This window comes from Nautilia abyssi (assembly GCF_055388085.1).
The window spans coordinates 516,203-532,938 of sequence record NZ_AP042376.1 but is presented as its reverse complement, the minus strand read 5'-3'; the positions used below and the strand labels follow the sequence as shown (position 1 = coordinate 532,938).

The 16,736-nt window shown below is 31.0% G+C and carries 15 protein-coding genes and 1 tRNA gene; 13 read left to right on the top strand and 3 right to left on the bottom strand.

Annotated features, from left to right (window positions below; genetic code table 11):
• The first annotated feature begins 13 nt into the window (after positions 1-13).
• The 3 genes from ACZ5EP_RS02645 to ftsZ are packed head-to-tail and all read left to right on the top strand — an operon-like array spanning position 14 to position 3,896.
• The gene (locus tag ACZ5EP_RS02645; protein ID WP_464509325.1) at positions 14-1,453 is read left to right on the top strand and encodes a peptidylprolyl isomerase; all 1,440 of its coding nucleotides are present in this window, start codon (positions 14-16) and stop codon (positions 1,451-1,453) included.
• Between the two features lie 10 nt (positions 1,454-1,463).
• Entirely contained in the window at positions 1,464-2,780 is a 1,317-nt protein-coding gene (ftsA, locus tag ACZ5EP_RS02640; protein ID WP_127680469.1) for a cell division protein FtsA, read from the top strand.
• 9 nt (positions 2,781-2,789) lie between these two features.
• Positions 2,790-3,896: a cell division protein FtsZ gene (ftsZ, locus tag ACZ5EP_RS02635; RefSeq protein WP_127680471.1), complete on the top strand. Its 1,107-nt coding sequence runs from the start codon at positions 2,790-2,792 to the stop codon at positions 3,894-3,896.
• 5 nt (positions 3,897-3,901) lie between these two features.
• Here the strand turns inward: ftsZ and ACZ5EP_RS02630 are convergent, their stop codons facing one another.
• Entirely contained in the window at positions 3,902-4,681 is a 780-nt protein-coding gene (locus ACZ5EP_RS02630; RefSeq protein ID WP_464509324.1) for an MlaE family ABC transporter permease, read from the bottom strand.
• Between the two features lie 49 nt (positions 4,682-4,730).
• On the opposite strand from ACZ5EP_RS02630, the gene fliL reads away from it, so the two are divergent.
• The 5 genes from fliL to ACZ5EP_RS02605 all read left to right on the top strand — a co-directional run bounded on the left by fliL (position 4,731) and on the right by ACZ5EP_RS02605 (position 8,805).
• A complete protein-coding gene (gene fliL / locus ACZ5EP_RS02625; protein ID WP_127680475.1) occupies positions 4,731-5,252 on the top strand; it encodes a flagellar basal body-associated protein FliL in 522 nt (173 codons plus the stop codon).
• Positions 5,252-5,593 (top strand): holo-ACP synthase, encoded by a 342-nt coding sequence (gene acpS / locus ACZ5EP_RS02620; RefSeq protein WP_464509323.1) that lies wholly within the window; start codon positions 5,252-5,254, stop codon positions 5,591-5,593. The genes fliL and acpS overlap by 1 nt, the downstream gene beginning before the upstream one ends.
• Before the next feature lie 43 nt (positions 5,594-5,636).
• Positions 5,637-5,713: transfer RNA gene (locus tag ACZ5EP_RS02615), tRNA-Arg, on the top strand.
• A gap of 222 nt (positions 5,714-5,935) precedes the next feature.
• Positions 5,936-7,351 carry a type IV secretory system conjugative DNA transfer family protein gene (locus tag ACZ5EP_RS02610; RefSeq protein WP_464509322.1) on the top strand — a complete coding sequence of 472 codons (1,416 nt, stop codon included), beginning with the start codon at positions 5,936-5,938 and terminating at the stop codon, positions 7,349-7,351.
• A 2-nt stretch (positions 7,352-7,353) separates the two neighbouring features.
• A complete protein-coding gene (locus ACZ5EP_RS02605; RefSeq protein ID WP_464509321.1) occupies positions 7,354-8,805 on the top strand; it encodes a type IV secretion system DNA-binding domain-containing protein in 1,452 nt (483 codons plus the stop codon).
• A 158-nt stretch (positions 8,806-8,963) separates the two neighbouring features.
• Here the strand turns inward: ACZ5EP_RS02605 and ACZ5EP_RS02600 are convergent, their stop codons facing one another.
• Positions 8,964-10,040: a hypothetical protein gene (locus ACZ5EP_RS02600; protein ID WP_464509320.1), complete on the bottom strand. Its 1,077-nt coding sequence runs from the start codon at positions 10,038-10,040 to the stop codon at positions 8,964-8,966.
• Positions 10,041-10,082: 42 nt separating this feature from the next.
• Entirely contained in the window at positions 10,083-10,733 is a 651-nt protein-coding gene (locus tag ACZ5EP_RS02595; protein ID WP_464509319.1) for a hypothetical protein, read from the bottom strand.
• A 105-nt stretch (positions 10,734-10,838) separates the two neighbouring features.
• On the opposite strand from ACZ5EP_RS02595, the gene ACZ5EP_RS02590 reads away from it, so the two are divergent.
• From ACZ5EP_RS02590 to ACZ5EP_RS02570, 5 genes are all read left to right on the top strand, one after another.
• Complete coding sequence (locus tag ACZ5EP_RS02590) at positions 10,839-11,072, top strand: hypothetical protein (protein ID WP_464509318.1); 234 nt, start codon at positions 10,839-10,841, stop codon at positions 11,070-11,072.
• 140 nt (positions 11,073-11,212) lie between these two features.
• The gene (locus ACZ5EP_RS02585) at positions 11,213-12,550 is read left to right on the top strand and encodes a deoxyguanosinetriphosphate triphosphohydrolase (RefSeq protein WP_464509317.1); all 1,338 of its coding nucleotides are present in this window, start codon (positions 11,213-11,215) and stop codon (positions 12,548-12,550) included.
• A 59-nt stretch (positions 12,551-12,609) separates the two neighbouring features.
• Complete coding sequence (locus tag ACZ5EP_RS02580) at positions 12,610-13,581, top strand: hypothetical protein (protein WP_464509316.1); 972 nt, start codon at positions 12,610-12,612, stop codon at positions 13,579-13,581.
• 24 nt (positions 13,582-13,605) lie between these two features.
• Positions 13,606-14,745, top strand: coding sequence for a metallophosphoesterase family protein (locus ACZ5EP_RS02575; RefSeq protein WP_464509315.1), 1,140 nt, complete (start codon positions 13,606-13,608; stop codon positions 14,743-14,745).
• Positions 14,735-16,723 (top strand): AAA family ATPase, encoded by a 1,989-nt coding sequence (locus ACZ5EP_RS02570; protein ID WP_464509314.1) that lies wholly within the window; start codon positions 14,735-14,737, stop codon positions 16,721-16,723. The genes ACZ5EP_RS02575 and ACZ5EP_RS02570 overlap by 11 nt, the downstream gene beginning before the upstream one ends.
• Positions 16,724-16,736 lie beyond the last annotated feature (13 nt).

The following is a 16,736-nucleotide window of genomic DNA, read 5'->3' as shown; positions in this document are numbered from 1 at the left end:
ACAAAGGAAAAATATGATCGAATGGATGCAGACGCATAGAAAATGGCTTGTAATAACTATATGGATAGCTACAGTGGCATTTATAGGAGCCGGATTTGTAGGATGGGGACAGTTTCAGTTCGGAAGAAAAAGCTCAACCGTGGCTAAAATAAAAAATACCGAAGTGAGTATTCAGGATGTGCAACAGATATATAACAATCTTTTTCAGGAAATGAATAAAAAACTCGGCGGAACGCTTGACGACGCAACCGCAGAAAAAATGGGATTAAAAAAACAGGCTTTTCAAATGGCAATTCAGCAAGGCGTACTCAGACAGTATGCTAAAGACCTGGGAATGTACGTTACAGAAAAAGAAATAGCGGAACAGATTCTTAAATATTTCAAAGACAAAAAAACATATATGCTTTACCTAAGACAGACAGGCCAAAAAGCAAAAGAATTCGAATCAAACCTGAGAAAACAGCTTTTAGTTCAGAAACTTCTTACAGCTCTTCACATAACACCTTCTGAGACATTAAAACTTACATTCGGAAGCGCGTTATACAACAGCGACAATTTAAAAATAAAAATAATCAACAAATCATCAGTAAAAGTAAATTTAAGCGAAGACGAAATAAAAGCTTTCTGGGAAAAAAACAAAAACAGATACCAGTCGCCTACCATGTATAAAATCGCAATAGTAACTACACCTATAAAAGGTGTTGCAACCGAAAAAGAACTAAAAGAATACTACAGCGAAAACAGAAACGATTATAAAAACGACAAAGGTGAAATTTTAACTTTCGACCAGGCTAAAAAACTGGTAAAAAGAGACTATCTTGCGAAACTTTCTAAAAAAGACGCAATTCTTGCGTATAAAAAACTTAAAGAAGGCGCTGAAAACTACAGACTGCTGACTTTAACATTAAACAACAGCATAATACCTGAAGACAAAATGAAACAGCTTATTCAAAACGGATATGTAAAACCTTTTATCGATCAAAACGAATACATAAGCGCAAAACTTGTTGAAGAAATCAAACCAAAACCTCTTCCTTTCGAAAAAGCTAAAGCCGACGTAATCAAAGACCTGTTAAACATTAAAACGCTTCAGGCTTTGGAAAACAACGCAAAAGAAGCTTTAAAAGGAGATTTCAAAGGATACAAAACAGGTTTTGTTACAAAATACGACGCCAATAAAATAAAAGGCCTTTCTCCTGCAGAAGCAACAGAATTTTTATTTACAGAATTCAGTCTTCAAAAAGCTAAAAATTATCTGTTGATTCCGGCTACAAACCCTCAAAAAGCCGTTGTTTATCAAGTTTTGGAACAGAAGTTGCTGGATAAAGCTAAATATGAAAAAAACAAACAGCAGGTTGCCGCTATGGCTGACGCCACTTTAAACGCTGCACTGCTTGACGATTTAATTAAAGATTTAATGACAAAATACAATATTGTAAGTTACGTAAAATAAAGGAACGACATTGAAATCAATTTTAGCTATTGATGTAGGCAGTTTCAAAACAATTGCGATTATTGCAAATGTTGACGAGGAACTATCTATCAGCGGGGTGGGAATAGCAAAAAGCAAAGGTATTAAAAAAGGCGCTATCACAAATATAGACGAAGCGGCAAAATCTATAAAACAGGCTCTTAGCGACGCAAAAAGAATTGCCGGAATAGAAATCAACAAAGCAATCGTTTCTATTTCGTCTACATATACTCAGAGTATCAAAAGCAACGGTATAGTAAACATACCGGGTAACGAAGTAACACTTAAAGAAATAAACAGAGCAATTCAAACGGCATTATACAATGCCACAATACCAAACGATTATGTTGTTCTTCAGGCGATTCCTTATGATTTTAAAGTTGACGAGCTCAGCGAAATAGAAGACCCTCAGGGAATGAGCGGAAGCAGACTTGAAGTTTCCCTGCATATAATAATAGCTCAAAAATCGGGAATGGAAAACCTTAAAAAAACATTCAAACAGGCAGGAATTGAAATCGTAAACATCGTAAACGCAGGATATGCCAGCGCTCTTGCAGTGCTAAACGAAGACGAAAAAGAACTTGGCGTTGCAGTAATAGACATAGGAGCGACTACTTCTGATTTGGCGATATATTTAAACAAAGCCTTAAGATATACAGATTTTCTTGCAGTCGGAAGCCATCATATAACAAGCGACCTTTCAATGGCGCTTCACACTACTCCTAGCGAAGCCGAATATATTAAAACACATTTTGAAGAACTCATAAAAACTGAAGAAGACCTTATTGAGATTTCAGTTATAGGAAACGAAAACGAAAAACAAAAAGCATCACTCAGCACAATTACACAGGTTATCAGCGCAAGGGTGGAAGAAACATTTTTACTTCTAAACAAAGAAATAGAAAGAAGCGGACTAAAAGCCAAACTAGGCGCCGGAATAGTTTTAACCGGAGGATTTACTAATTTTTATAATGTAAAAGAGATTGCGTCTCAGTTTTTTGACGGGCATCCTGTAAGAGTCGGAAAGCCTAAAGTTATAAACGGGCTTGTTGAAAATCTTCAGGCTCCGGAATACGCCACTGTGATAGGTTTATTATTATACGGTAACGGTGAAAACAACAAATATGAAAAAGATTCAAATCAGCAGTTCAAATCTGAACACGTATTTGATATTCAGTTTGACGATGAAATGCAAAAAGAACAAAAACAAGTTGATGAAAAGGAGGAATTGGCAAATATCGCATCTCAAAAACCACAAAAAATCAATCCATTCAGAAAATTCATAACTTGGTTAAATAATCTATTTTAAGGGGAGAAAATGAACGAACTATTCAAAATCAATGAAACAGTAGACGGACCGGTAATAAAAGTAATAGGTGTCGGAGGCGGCGGAAACAATATGATAAATTATATCGCCACTCAAGGTATAAAAGGAGTGGAACTAATAGCCGCAAATACTGATATACAAGCGTTAAAAACAAGCAAAGCTCATAAAAAAATACAGCTGGGCTCACGCCTCACAAACGGTCTTGGAGCCGGAATGAAACCGGAAATCGGAATGAAAGCGGCTGAAGAAACTTATGAAGAGCTAAAAGAAGCGCTTCAGGGAGCAGACTTGGTGTTTATATCTGCAGGAATGGGCGGAGGGACCGGTACAGGTGCCGCTCCCGTAATAGCAAGAGCAGCAAAAGAAGTGGGAGCTCTTACTATAGGCGTCGTAACAAAGCCTTTTCCTTTTGAAGGGCCTAAAAGAAAAAAACTTGCAGAATCGGGAACAACCGAACTAAAGCAGGAAGCAAACTCTATCGTAGTTATTCCAAATGAGAAACTTCTTACTATTATCGACAGAAAAGTCGGAAGAAGAGAAGCGTTTGCACTTGTAGATGATGTTTTATATCAGGCTGTAGGCGGTATTTCTAATATGGTTATCAGCTATGGCGAAAATGATATCAATGTTGACTTCAACGACCTTAGAACTGTTATGTCTCATCAGGGTCTTGCTCTAATGGGTATGGGACAGGATCAGGGTGAAAATGCGGCATTTAACGCAATTAAAAAAGCAATAGAATCACCGCTTCTTGATAATTTATCAATTGACGGTGCAATGGGTGTGCTTGTTCACTTTACATTACATGACGACTATCCTTTGGCTGAAATTGACGAAGGTATGAATATAGTTTACGAAAAAGCTGACGAAGACGCTGATATAATCTTCGGTACCACAACAGACAATTCTCTGGCACCTGATGAAATAAAAGTCACAATCGTAGCTACAGGATTTGAAAAAAGCAAAGTTGAGAAAAAACCTGTAAACGATATAAAAGACGAAATTATGCAGTCATTTACTAAAAAAGTCGTAGGCGGTATAGAGCTTGACAGCGACGCTTTAGATATTCCGGCTTACTTAAGAAGAATGAAGGATTAATTCCTTCATAAGATTAAATAAAAAGCCGATACGACGTAATCGGCTACAAATATTAATATAGATGCGATTACAACGGCTTTAGTCGTACTAACACCGACTCCTTTGGCTCCCCCTGTAGTGTTATATCCGATATATGTACCAACGGCGCTAATTAAATATCCGAACACCAAACCTTTTACAATACCTTCACTGAAATCTTTTATATCACCGAACTGTTTTATGTTTTCTATATATGTGTAACCGTTTACGTCAAGCGTATAGACGGAAATAAGATAAGCACCTATATTCGCTACCGCGTCAAAAAACAGTATCAGCAGAGGCAATGAAATAATAGTTCCGAGTATTCTTGGAATAATAAGATACTGTTTTGAATCAACAGCCATAACGTCAAGAGCGTCAATCTGCTCGGTAACTCTCATACTTCCTAGTTCCGCGGCATAAGCGCTGACTCCCCTGCTCACCACCATAAGAGCTGCAAATACGGGACCCAGTTCCTTACAAATTGATATAAAAATAGTATATCCCATAAAATCCTCTACTCCGAATTTATGAAACCCGTTATACAGCTGTACAGCCTCAACCAGTCCCGTAAAAAACGACGTAAGAAAAATAACCCCCAAACTTCCGAATCCCATAAAATTTATCTGTTCGAAAATCTGCTTGATTCTAAAAGGAGGTTTAAACAGAAGCGGCAGAAGTTTTATCTGAAATATGGTAAATTTCCCCAGCCCCGCTATAAAATCAATGGTACTTTTACCGATTATATAAAAGAAGTCGCTTATCAAATTAGACCTTTTTTGCTAAAATTATAACAAACTTACACAAAGGATGAAAATGGCTGAAGAAAAAGAAAATCAGGAAACTCAGGAAGAGAAAAAAGAAGGCGGGAGTAAATTACTTTTAATCGTTATTATTGTGTTACTGCTGATACTTCTTATTGTAGGAGGTTTAGTGGCTTATTTCCTATTAAGCGGAAACGATGAACCTCAAGCTGATCAACCGCAGGCACCTCAAAAAATAGAGAAAAAGAAAAAAGTAGAAAACATGGCTGAAATCGGTCCTATTTATCCGTTAGACCAGTTTATCGTCAACCTTGTATCCAACAACGCAAACAGATACTTAAAATGTAAAATAGACCTTGAAATGGACTCACCGGACTTACAAAAAGAACTTGATAAAAAACTTCCGGCAATCAGAGATTTGATTATAAGAATACTTTCAAGTAAAACAGTTGAAGAAATACAAACTTCAAGAGGAAAAGAAAAACTTAAAGAAGAAATAAAAAGAAAAATTAATGAAATTTTGACAACCGGAGAAATAAGACACGTATACTTTACGGAGTTTGTTATACAGTAATGATCGGTATTGATGTAATATCAGTTTCAAGAATTGAAAATATGATAAATAAATTCGGCGATAAAGCCTTAAAAAGATATCTTAACGACAATGAAATAAAACTTATTAAATCTCCTCATACTGCAGCCGGTTTCTGGGCTGCAAAAGAAGCTTTTTCAAAAGCATTAGGGACAGGCATAGGAGAGGAATGCTCTTTTTTGGATATAGAAATAATAAAAAACAAAAAAGGCAAGCCTTGTTTTTCTTCATCCACTCTTGAAAAGTTTAATTTAAAACAGGCCGACGTATCAATATCTCACGACGGAGGCTTTGCAATTGCCGCAGTAATTATTATGAAATGATTTTACATTTTCCGTTTTACATTGTATAATTTCATCTCTAAATGTCCCCGTAGCTCAGCTGGATAGAGCACCACCCTGCGGAGGTGGGGGTCGTGCGTTCGAATCGCGCCGGGGACGCCATTACTTCAAAATTCCATAAAAGCAAGTGTGTGCTATTTTAATATGATTTTCACTTACAGAGCAATTTGCACTTTATCTAATTGTTATTACTACTAACCTCTTTTATACATAACACAACATATACTTATTACCTTTTTTTCATATATTTAAATAATTAAACAGGGAAATGTTTTTCCCCCTCCTTGGCTTATAATTCAAACGAAAAAAACTAAGGAGGGGAAAATGATTGGTTTCGTAAAAGAAGAAAACAAAAAAACAAATGCACAAAATTACATAAGTCTGCCTTGCGACTTTACACACAGTTTGATACTCGGTGAAACAGGAAGCGGAAAAACCACGGGAGTAATTAATCCGGTTTTACATGAAAGAATCAAACTCGGACACGGAATAATCCTTTATGATTTTAAAGGCCACTATCATAAAACTGTCAAATATTTCGCAAAGAAAGAAGGAAGATTAAAAGATGTAGTTGTTATAGGCCCTCAATGGGGAGAAAAAATAAATCTTCTTTCATATTTTAATGAAAACAGTTTAAATGCTTTTATCCGTATACTTATAAAACACAGTCATGAAAATAGATTTTGGGAAGATGCTGCAGTAAACCTCGCAACAGGAATATTTAATATCATTACGGCGATTGGAGATGAGTTACAATATAACAAAACACTTCAGGAATTATTGAAATTAGCCTCATCTAAAAATGAAATAAAAAATTTATTGGAAAAAAGTAAACAATACATTATAGAATATTTGCAAGAGAATATAACAAACTTACACAATTATCCGTTAATCGTCAGTAAATTAATTCAATTAAAAAAAGGCATAGAACAAATAAATCTGGTGGCAGGGGATGATCTGGAAATAGAAGACGGAGTAAAAACCACTTTTATTTCTGTTATAAGTTCCCTTACCTCACCATTAAGCACTATTGCTACAAAAAAATTTTTAAACGAAGGTAATTTGGAAATACTTAATGAGGCAAATAAAGGCAAAATAATATGTATAGACGTAAGTTCTTTTAGCGAAAACGAAATAGCCGCTCTTAACTTAGCCGTATTTGCAAACGTTAAAAAAAGATTCATTATGGAAAAAAGACCTGTATCAATATTTATAGACGAAGCACAAAAAGTTTTAAACGAAAAATTCGAACTTCCCGTAGACATATTAAGAGAAAGTCAAATAGACGTAATTTTAGCCACTCAAAGTATAAGCAATATCAAAAAAGCAATAGGATACATCCAAACCGAAACACTGTTAGCAAATCTGACAACAAAAGTTTATTTAAAAGGAATAGACAAACCCGAACTTTCAAAAGGCGAATATATGATCAACGACAAAAAAGGAAAATTGAAAAATTTATTCGTAAATAATGATGAGCTTGAGGAAATCGAAGAAGAGTATCAAAAGAAAATAGTCAAAATATACAAAAAATTGAGAGTGTTATTAAAAAAAGGACAGTATTTAATAAATTCAGATGATGAAAATTATCTGTTTTATTACGATTACTTTACCAAATCATACGGAAAAACCGAAATAAAAAAAGTAGACACTAAAAAAATTGAAGAACTGTTTAAATATGCTGAAAATATCATAAACACAAAAAAAGAAATAAAAAGAAACATAGCTTTAAAGGATTAAAAATGGGAACTATAGGCTTTATTAAAAATGAAAATATATACAACACACAACAAACCAAAGAAAAATATATAATAGAAGAAAATTTTACGCACGCTTTAATTTTAGGAGAAACCGGAAGCGGAAAAACTACGGGTATCATAAACCCGAATCTTTATTATAGAGTGAAAAGAAACCACGGGATACTTGTATACGATTTTAAAGGCAATTACCATTTCAGCGTTAAATACATGGCATACAAATGTAAAAGGCTTAATGACGTATTGGAATTAGGCAAACCGTGGGGAATTTCCATTAATCTTTTAGAAGTTTTCAATGAAGTTGAATTTAGCGATTTTTTAACCGTTATGTTAAAGCACCATCCAAAAGACAAATTTTGGGAACAAAGCGCTATTAATCTTGGTATGGGAATTTATCTGGCTTTAAAAGCATTAAAAAATTTTGATTCCTCAATTGAATTTACATTAAAAAATTTAATAGACATAGCTTCATCATATGAAAAAATAGAAAAACTGAAAATAAAACTCCTATCAAATATTTTTATGTATTATCAGGATGAAGACGAAAATACCAAAAAAAATATTTTAAAATTAAAAAAAGCATATGAAACTATAGACAGAATCGCTAAAGATGAAGACCTTGAAAATTCAAAAAGCGAAAAAACGGTGCTTACCAGCGTCGTAATGTCTTTAATAGCTCCGATATCCAACCTTGCCGGTATTGAATATTTGAACGATGAAAAAGGAGTGAATATTTTAAATGAACTTTCAAACGGCAAAATAATTATTTTACACGTTCCTTCATTTAGACAAAACGAAATTAACGCTTTAACAAACGCCTTTTTTTCCAATTTCCAGGAAAGAAACGATAACAAAGAAACGCCTATTACCGTTTTTATCGATGAAGCACAAAAAGTTTTAAACTCGGAAACACACTTACCGGTTGATATATTAAGAGAAGCGAAAATTGAAATAATACTTGCGACGCAAAGCGTAAACAACCTAATCGGAGCAATGGGAGAATCTAAAACATACGAGCTTTTGGAAAACCTTGTTACCAAAATAGAACTCAAAAACAAACATAACGATTTAAAAAAAGGATTTTATCAGGTAAACGAAAAAATTTTTAAACTGAAACCCCTTTATTTTTCCCAAAACGCTCTTAATAAAGTAGAATCTTATTATCAGAAAAAAATAATCGATATTGATAAAAAATTGTATATTAATTTCGATTATCGGAGAAAAGAAGGATTCTTTATTTATTATCCGGGAAAAGATTATCTGATATTTAACAATTACGTTAAAAACAAAAAAATAAAAGTAGAGTATTCTTACAAACTGAACGATGATTATTTAAAAACAATAAAAAATTTTCTGATGCAATACTTTGGCCAGACAGCAGAGGAAATAAGTGATGAAGAAATGGAAACATTGGATGAAATTGTGACAATACACTAAACTATGAAAACTAGTAACAATTTAATATAACAACAAAACAAGACATAATGTCTAATTATATTCCCTCTTAGATAACTATTTTTCTTTGAGGGTAAGCTTAATAAAATATTAAAATTATCTTATTTGAGATGATATCATGAAACATCTCTTAAGTAATTTTAAATTTTTGTATATTTATACGCTTCGTTAAATAACTCGTCTATAACTTTTTCATATTTTTTATTTACCATTAATTCTATAAAATTATCTAAATTTCTCATTTTCCAATAATGCAGTTTATTTAACGATAACACTTTTGTAACTATTGTTTCATTTAAATGAGTTTGACTAATCGGTGAATATAATACTGAGCATATTTTTTCTTTTTCGTTTCCGAAACTTAAATAATATAAAACATCTTTTACTTGTTCTTTAGGCATTATGCTTAATGCTTTTAACATTGAAAACATTTGATTAAATTTTTCTTTGCATTGAAAGTTTTTAATATAGAATAATTTAATTATTTCTTTAAAAAGTAAAAAATTAAATAATGCATAAGGATTAATATTGTATTTTTTTGATAAAAACATTAATTTTGTAGCATTTATTTTTACTAAAAAATTACTACTACTTGCTATTTCATCCATTTCATTATTGATTTTAACACCAACTTCTAAAGCAAAAAATTTAAACTCACCTAATCTGTTTAAAATATCTTTTTTATCTATTTCAAAATCAACATTCAATTTGTCAATCTCATTTATACTCTTAACGTAATCAGTATAATCAAAGCTTTTTTCAATTTCAATCATTTCCATTAAAACATTAATAAATTTAAGCAAACCTATCGGTTCATTTTCCCGTAAAGAACTTAATGTTGAAATATTTGTTAAATTAAACATATGTATTTGAGGAATTTCTTTTTCGGGTTCTTCTTCAATAAACGGAAATAAAGCAAACAAATCACCTTGCTTAATACTTAAAACTATTGATATCACTTCATCAAAACTATAACTTTCTTGTATGCATTCGTAAGCTCTTTCTGTGAATTTATACTTTTCGTTTTCTATTTCTATTAAACCATAATCTATTGGCGGTTTTAAAAGTTTTTTTATATATTTTTTTAATTCATTATCATTCTGTTTAAATTTTTTAATTTCGTTAAGTTCATTTAATAATTCTTCTATAGTGACACCTTCTTTTTCGTATATTATTCTAATTAATTCCAATGCTAAAATCACACTTCTTATTTTCATTTTAAGCCTTTTTTAAAACAAAATCTTTATATTGTTTTTAACTTATCTATCATATCTAATTTTTACTTTATGTCTATGCGTTAATCTTAACAAATTAAAACAACAGACTTTCTCAATCGGAACCTTAAAGTTTTCCGCGTCCATTGCTTCTTTGTAATTTTTAAACACTTTTTTATTAATGTTCCAATTATATACAATTTCTTCAAAAATTTCATTATATAAAGAATCTTCTATTAAAATTTTATGTTCCGACGTTAATTTGCGTTTAAGAGCTTTTTCTACCAAATCAAGTAACTTATCGGGATTTATATCTTTTATTTTTATAAACATTTTAGTGTTTACGTCCAAGATATTGTAAAAATTATTCCAAAAATAATTAAAAGCAAAAAAACTGCTTTCAAAAACAATATTTTCCACTTTTACAATTCTTTCAGGATTTTTATTGAATAATAAAGATATTTTTGCGTCATCGGGTATGTTTTTTAATATCAGTTTATTTATTTTAAACAAGCCAAAATCGTTAGGACAAGCGAAAACTTCCAATACTTTTGTTTTATTTTTTAAATCTATTTCAAGTTCATTTATATTATTCGAGCCTTTAATAGTTAAAAAAAACTGTGCTCTTTTCTCTTTCAAAACAAACTTTAAACTGTTTTCTCCGATATTTTCGATAATTACTTTAAGTTGTTCCATTTTAAACTCCTTTTTTTTAATTTAAAAATATACAACATAAAGGGGGAAAACTTTTTCCCCTTTTAAAATTTATAATACGATTGAAAAAAAATTAAGGAGGAAAAAATGAACAATTCATTTAAAGATTTAGGGAAATGCATAGCAATGTTGGAAAAAATGGGACTTGTTTCGTTGAATGAAAAAACTTTGAAAAAAATCAGGGAATTAATTTTAAATACATACAAAAAAGAAAAATACACAAAAACACATTACGAATTAATAATAAAAAACGCTTTACTGGACTTTTTTGAAAATTATAAAACTCAACAAAACATACAAACCAATCAGATTCCTATTTAATTACTTATGTGTATCATTTAAAATAAATTTAAATAAACATAGAAAGGAGAAAAATATTAATGTAAAATTATAAAAAAACAGGTTTAGTTTATAATAAAAACTGAAAAAATGATTAACTTAATATCAAATAAAGGCACTCTATGAAAAAAAGATGGCATAAACTTTTAAGCACCAAAAGACACGGAGAGAAAGAAAACCTTTCAATCGAAGATATAAGAAGCGATTTTCAAAAAGATTACGACAGAATAATATTCTCAAATTCGTTTAGAAGACTCGGTAACAAAACACAGGTTCACCCTCTTTCAAAAAACGACCATGTTCATACAAGGCTTACACATTCACTGGAAGTAAGCTCGGTGGGAAGAAGTCTCGGACTTATGGTCGGAGAATTTTTAAAAAACAGAGGCGATTTACCGGAGGGATACGACTCGAACGACATAGCTTCCGTAGTTCAGGTCGCGTGTCTGGCTCACGATATAGGCAATCCACCGTTTGGACATGCAGGCGAGTTTGCTATAAGACACTGGTTTGAAAGCGAAGGTGAGAGATATCTGCAACATCTTTCAAATGAAAAACACGACTTTTTAAAATTTGAAGGCAACGCACAGGGTTTCAGAATACTTACGAAACTTGAGGAAAAATATATGAACGGAGGTATGAGACTTACATACGCAAGTCTTGCGAGTGTCGTCAAATATCCCTGGACTTCCGACTCTCCAAAAGCCGTTAAAAAATTTAACGTTTTTCAGTCTGAAAAAAAAGTCTTTGAAGAAATATTCACTTATCTGGAATTAAAAAACAACGAAGAATATATTAGACACCCTCTTTCATATCTGATGGAAGCAGCGGACGATATATGCTACAGCATACTTGACCTTGAAGACGCCGTGGAACTTTCGATAATCTCATACAACGAAGCAAAAGAAATATTATGCGATATAATAGAACTAAAAAACGAAAACGGTTCTTACCTTAAAGAAATAGAAAAAATCCCGAATAAAAGAAAACGCGTATCCCGTCTGCGGGCAAAAGCGATAGATTCTCTTATCAAAATGATATTTGAGGAATTTGAAAACAATTATCTTAATCTTATGCAAGGTAATTATAAAGGTTCTCTTATCGACAACCTTAACAACAAAGAACTAAACAAAATATTCGATACGATAAAAAAAATAAATTTCGAAAACATTTTCGTCCAAAAAAGGGTTGTGGAAATAGAAATAGGTGCTTACGAAATAATCAGTATCATCATGAACAATCTCGTTGAAACGGTATACCTACTCGACAAAGTCAAACAAATAAAAAACCTGTCTTTCAAACACCAAAGGCTTCTTGATATTATTTCCGTTGACGAAAGACCGACGGAGAACTCTTCATATTATGAAAACCTCTTAAAAATAACCGACTACGTTTCAGGAATGACTGACAATTACGCTATGTATATAGCCAATCAGTTCAGCGGAAAATTCAATGTTTAAGGACGGGGGAAATGTTTTTCCCCATATAAGGTATATAATGCTCTCAAAAAGGAGAGCAAATGAAAACAAACCTAATAAAACAGATCGTTTTTTATGTGATAATCGGTATATTTATCGGTGAAAGCGTAAATTTTTACATTTTCAGCAAACAGGCCGCTTCTCACGAGCAAAAAATTATCGCTAAACTTGTCGACAGTTCCGAATCAACACCCGGATATATTAAAAAAGATATTCAAAACGTTTATACCGAAGTCTTAAACGATTTACAAAAAGAGCTTATAAAAGAAAATTTTTATATCGGAATAAACATTATAAAATCACATCCGAAATTAATCGTTATAAAAGACAGCAACCAGTCGTATTTCAGCTGCAGCTATTTCGACAACGGAATACTTACAAACCTTGTGAACAGACGACTAAACGGATATATCGTTCTAAACTATCCCGGAGAATATATAAACAAAAAAGAAAAAAAGGAATTCGACAAACTGATATATAACGCCTTGCTTCACGAACTTTCGCATTTTATCGGATACAGACTCAGACTCAACGGATGGGAAAATGCGGGCAGTGAATACGTGCCGTCTCTTATTGTTTACGCATTGGGTAAAAACCTAAACACCTCAAACCCTTATTATTCAAGAGTTTCAAAACATCATCTTATTGTTGATATCCCTTCTTACGGAGAAATAAATAAAACTCTTCATATAAGCAAAAAACTCTATTCTAAAACCCTTCCGAAAGTTATTAAATCCTGCTCGGCAAATAACAAATATAACCTGTTTTACCCGTATTTCAAAAACAGAATCCTATACAAACACCCGTGCTTTGAATATTATCTGAGCGTTTTAGCTCAAAAGGACTCATTGCAAAATAAACGAAATTTCCTTAAAGCTCCTATCAGGGAAGCGTTTGTAATGGAACAAAAAAGAATGAAAAAAATAAAAAAAATACAAGACAAAAAAGCCGATTCTTTTTCCATGTATCTTTTTGTTAAAAATTTAGGACTTAATTATATGAGTATATTTTGATTATAATTATAAAAAGGAGAAAAAATGAAAATACTGCATACTTCGGATTTACATATTGGTCAGGAATTTTACGGACAAAGCAGATATGATGAGTTTAATAAATTAAAAAATTGGTTTTTACATACTATAGAAAAAGAAAAAATAGACGTTTTCTTAATTTCAGGAGATATTTTTGACGTCCATTTCCCTTCTAATAAAGCCTTATCTTTTTATTATGACTTTTTGAATGATTTAAGAAATAAAACGAAAGTTATAATAACCGGCGGAAATCACGACAGTCCTCATACACTTAATAGTGCAAAAAGTTTATTAAACGCTTTAGGGATAGAAATAATTAGCGGCGGTATTGACAATACGCATAAAATAATAGAATTTGACGACTTTATATTAGTCGCTGTTCCTTTTTTAAGAGAATCTATCGTATATTCGTTTGAAGGTGAGAGTTTTTATGAAAAATTAAAAAACTTTTATCAAAATCTACTAAAAGAAGCAAAAAAATTAAATAATAAAAAAATAATCACAACAGGACATTTTACAGTTTATGAAGTAAATAGAGAAGCAAATGAGAGAATAGAATACAACATAGGAAATATTGATTCCATTCCATCCGACGTTTTTGACGGTTACGACTACGTTGCTTTGGGACATATACATAAACATTCTAAAATCAAAGAAAAAGAAAATATCTATTACTCGGGTTCGCCTTTAAAACTCTCCTTCTCGGAACCCGATGAGAAAAAAATAATAATCGTTAACATTGAAAATAACAAATTAAAAATTGATGCAAAAGAAATACCCTCTTTTAGAAAATTTATAAGAATTAAAGCAAATGAAAAAAACAAAAAAAACATTTTAGAAAAGTTATCTAATAACAAAGATGAAATTAAACCTTTTGTAGATATAGAAGTTAAAAATATTGATGAATATAATGAAATTAAAAACATTATCGAACCTGAAAAATACGTAATAACGAGAATAGCAATAAAAACTAACGAACAAAACGAGCAACAATTACAAATAAATGAGAGTGAAGGATTTGAGAATATTATAAACAAAATTCTTGAATCCCATTTATCAGACTATGATAACGATAAGGAAAATTTAATAAATAAATTTAACGAAATTAAACAAGAAGCTTTACAAGGAGAAAGTAATGATAATTGAAAAATTAATAATAGAAAACCTCAATTCGTTCGAAGGAATGGTTGAAATAGATTTTTCAAAATTTGAAAATTCGCTTTTTTTAATAACCGGACCTACGGGAAGCGGAAAAACCACTATCTTAGACGCTATATCGTTAGCGTTATATGGAGAAACTCCTAGAATCAATAAAAACGACAGCAAAGAAAAGCTTATCAACTCTGAAAAAAACGAGGCTAAAAGCACGCTTTATTTTAAATTATACGATGAAGAATACAAAGCTGAATGGTCAATAAAAAGCGGTAAAGGTGCTAAAAAAAATTTATTAAAAAAAGTTAAAGACAAATACAACGTATCAGATAAAAAAATCGAAGAGTTGCTTTCTTTAGATTTTAAACAATTCTCAAAAACAATAATGTTGGCTCAAGGCGCTTTTGACGCTTTTTTAAAAGGTAACGACAAAGAAAAATATCAAATATTAAGTAAAATATTTAACGGAGAAGATTATAGAAAAATATCACAAAAAATTTATGAGGAGTTTCAAACGATAACATCAAATTTAAAAACAAAAGAAAAAGAAAAAGAAAAAATTGAAGATGAATTAAACGAATATAAAAATATTGATAGTGAAATAAAAAATAAAGAAAATGAAAAATCCAAATTAGAAACAAAACTTGAATTAGCGAAAATTATAGAAGAAAAAAAAGACAAAAAAAATAAATTAACACAAATTGAACAAGAAATAGCTAATATCGACAAAGAATTAAAAGAAAGTAACTATGAAAAATATGAAAAATTACACGATAATTTGCAAACAATTATAAATTTAAAAAATGAAATAGAAAATTTAAAAAACACTGAAAAAGAGTATGAAAACATAAAAAATGAAATAGAAAATTTAAAAAGCAAAATCAACAATCAAAACATCGATGAAAAAGAAATTAGAAAAGCCAAACTGCATGAAGAATACGGCGATTTGTTAAAAGAAGGAGAGCCTTGTCCATTATGCGGCAATATTGTTCATAATTTAGAAAAAACTTCTTTATCGTCAAAGAAAATGGAAGAAACTCTAAAAAACATAAAAGAGCTTGAAAAGCTTAAAAATAAATTATCTTCTTTTAATACTGATAATTTTCAAAAAATCAAAGAACACATAAAAGAGTTAAAAAATTACGGCATCGATTACAACAATATTGATAATGAGCTTGAACAAATAAAAAACTTTCCTAAACTATCAACCAAAAAAGGAAAATTAGTCTCTTTAAAAGAGAACAAACAGGAATTAGAAAAAGTAATAAAAGAAATTGTAAATAAAATCCAACAAATCAACATCGACTTAAAGGAGGAAGAAAACATAAAAACAATTCAAAAATCAATAGAAACAATAAATAAAGAATTAGGCAGACTAGAAGAAAAAAAAGCACAAAAAAACAAACTTGAAAATAATAAAAAAAAGATTAATGAAGATATTAAAAATCTAATAAAAGAACATGAACTTTTAAAAATTCTAAATGAGAAATTCGGAAGTAAAGACGGAGATAAACTTGAAAAAATAGTAATCTCATATATGCTTGATACTTTATTAAAAATAACAAACGAAAAATTACAAAATTTAACTGATGGAAGATATTTAATATCAAAAAAAGAATTTAGTAAAAACGCATTCGAGTTTGAAATAATCGATACCTATTACGGCAATGAAAAAAGAGCGATAAACACATTAAGCGGCGGTGAAACGTTTTTAGTGTCACTCTCTCTTGCACTTGGATTTAGCGATTTAATAAGCACCCAAAAACATATCGGTGTTATGTTTTTAGACGAAGGATTCGGAACATTAGACGAATCAACACTTTCAAAAACGCTCGATATGCTTATGCAAATTCAAAACGAAAAAATGATAGGCATCATCTCCCACGTCAATACACTAAAAGAGATAATACCTAAAAAAATCGTTATTTCTAAAAATCAAGGCAAAAGTAAAATTAAAATCGAAGCCGATTGAGGCTTTGGATTGT

Bases quoted from the DNA above. Each gene is read 5' to 3' on its own strand.
- ACZ5EP_RS02645 (WP_464509325.1), top strand. From the start codon at position 14: ATGATCGAATGGATGCAGACGCATAGAAAATGGCTTGTAATAACTATA.
- ftsZ (WP_127680471.1), top strand. From the start codon at position 2,790: ATGAACGAACTATTCAAAATCAATGAAACAGTAGACGGACCGGTAATA.
- fliL (WP_127680475.1), top strand. From the start codon at position 4,731: ATGGCTGAAGAAAAAGAAAATCAGGAAACTCAGGAAGAGAAAAAAGAA.
- acpS (WP_464509323.1), top strand. From the start codon at position 5,252: ATGATCGGTATTGATGTAATATCAGTTTCAAGAATTGAAAATATGATA.
- ACZ5EP_RS02610 (WP_464509322.1), top strand. From the start codon at position 5,936: ATGATTGGTTTCGTAAAAGAAGAAAACAAAAAAACAAATGCACAAAAT.
- ACZ5EP_RS02605 (WP_464509321.1), top strand. From the start codon at position 7,354: ATGGGAACTATAGGCTTTATTAAAAATGAAAATATATACAACACACAA.
- ACZ5EP_RS02600 (WP_464509320.1), bottom strand. From the start codon at position 10,040: ATGAAAATAAGAAGTGTGATTTTAGCATTGGAATTAATTAGAATAATA.
- ACZ5EP_RS02595 (WP_464509319.1), bottom strand. From the start codon at position 10,733: ATGGAACAACTTAAAGTAATTATCGAAAATATCGGAGAAAACAGTTTA.
- ACZ5EP_RS02590 (WP_464509318.1), top strand. From the start codon at position 10,839: ATGAACAATTCATTTAAAGATTTAGGGAAATGCATAGCAATGTTGGAA.
- ACZ5EP_RS02585 (WP_464509317.1), top strand. From the start codon at position 11,213: ATGAAAAAAAGATGGCATAAACTTTTAAGCACCAAAAGACACGGAGAG.
- ACZ5EP_RS02580 (WP_464509316.1), top strand. From the start codon at position 12,610: ATGAAAACAAACCTAATAAAACAGATCGTTTTTTATGTGATAATCGGT.
- ACZ5EP_RS02575 (WP_464509315.1), top strand. From the start codon at position 13,606: ATGAAAATACTGCATACTTCGGATTTACATATTGGTCAGGAATTTTAC.
- ACZ5EP_RS02570 (WP_464509314.1), top strand. From the start codon at position 14,735: ATGATAATTGAAAAATTAATAATAGAAAACCTCAATTCGTTCGAAGGA.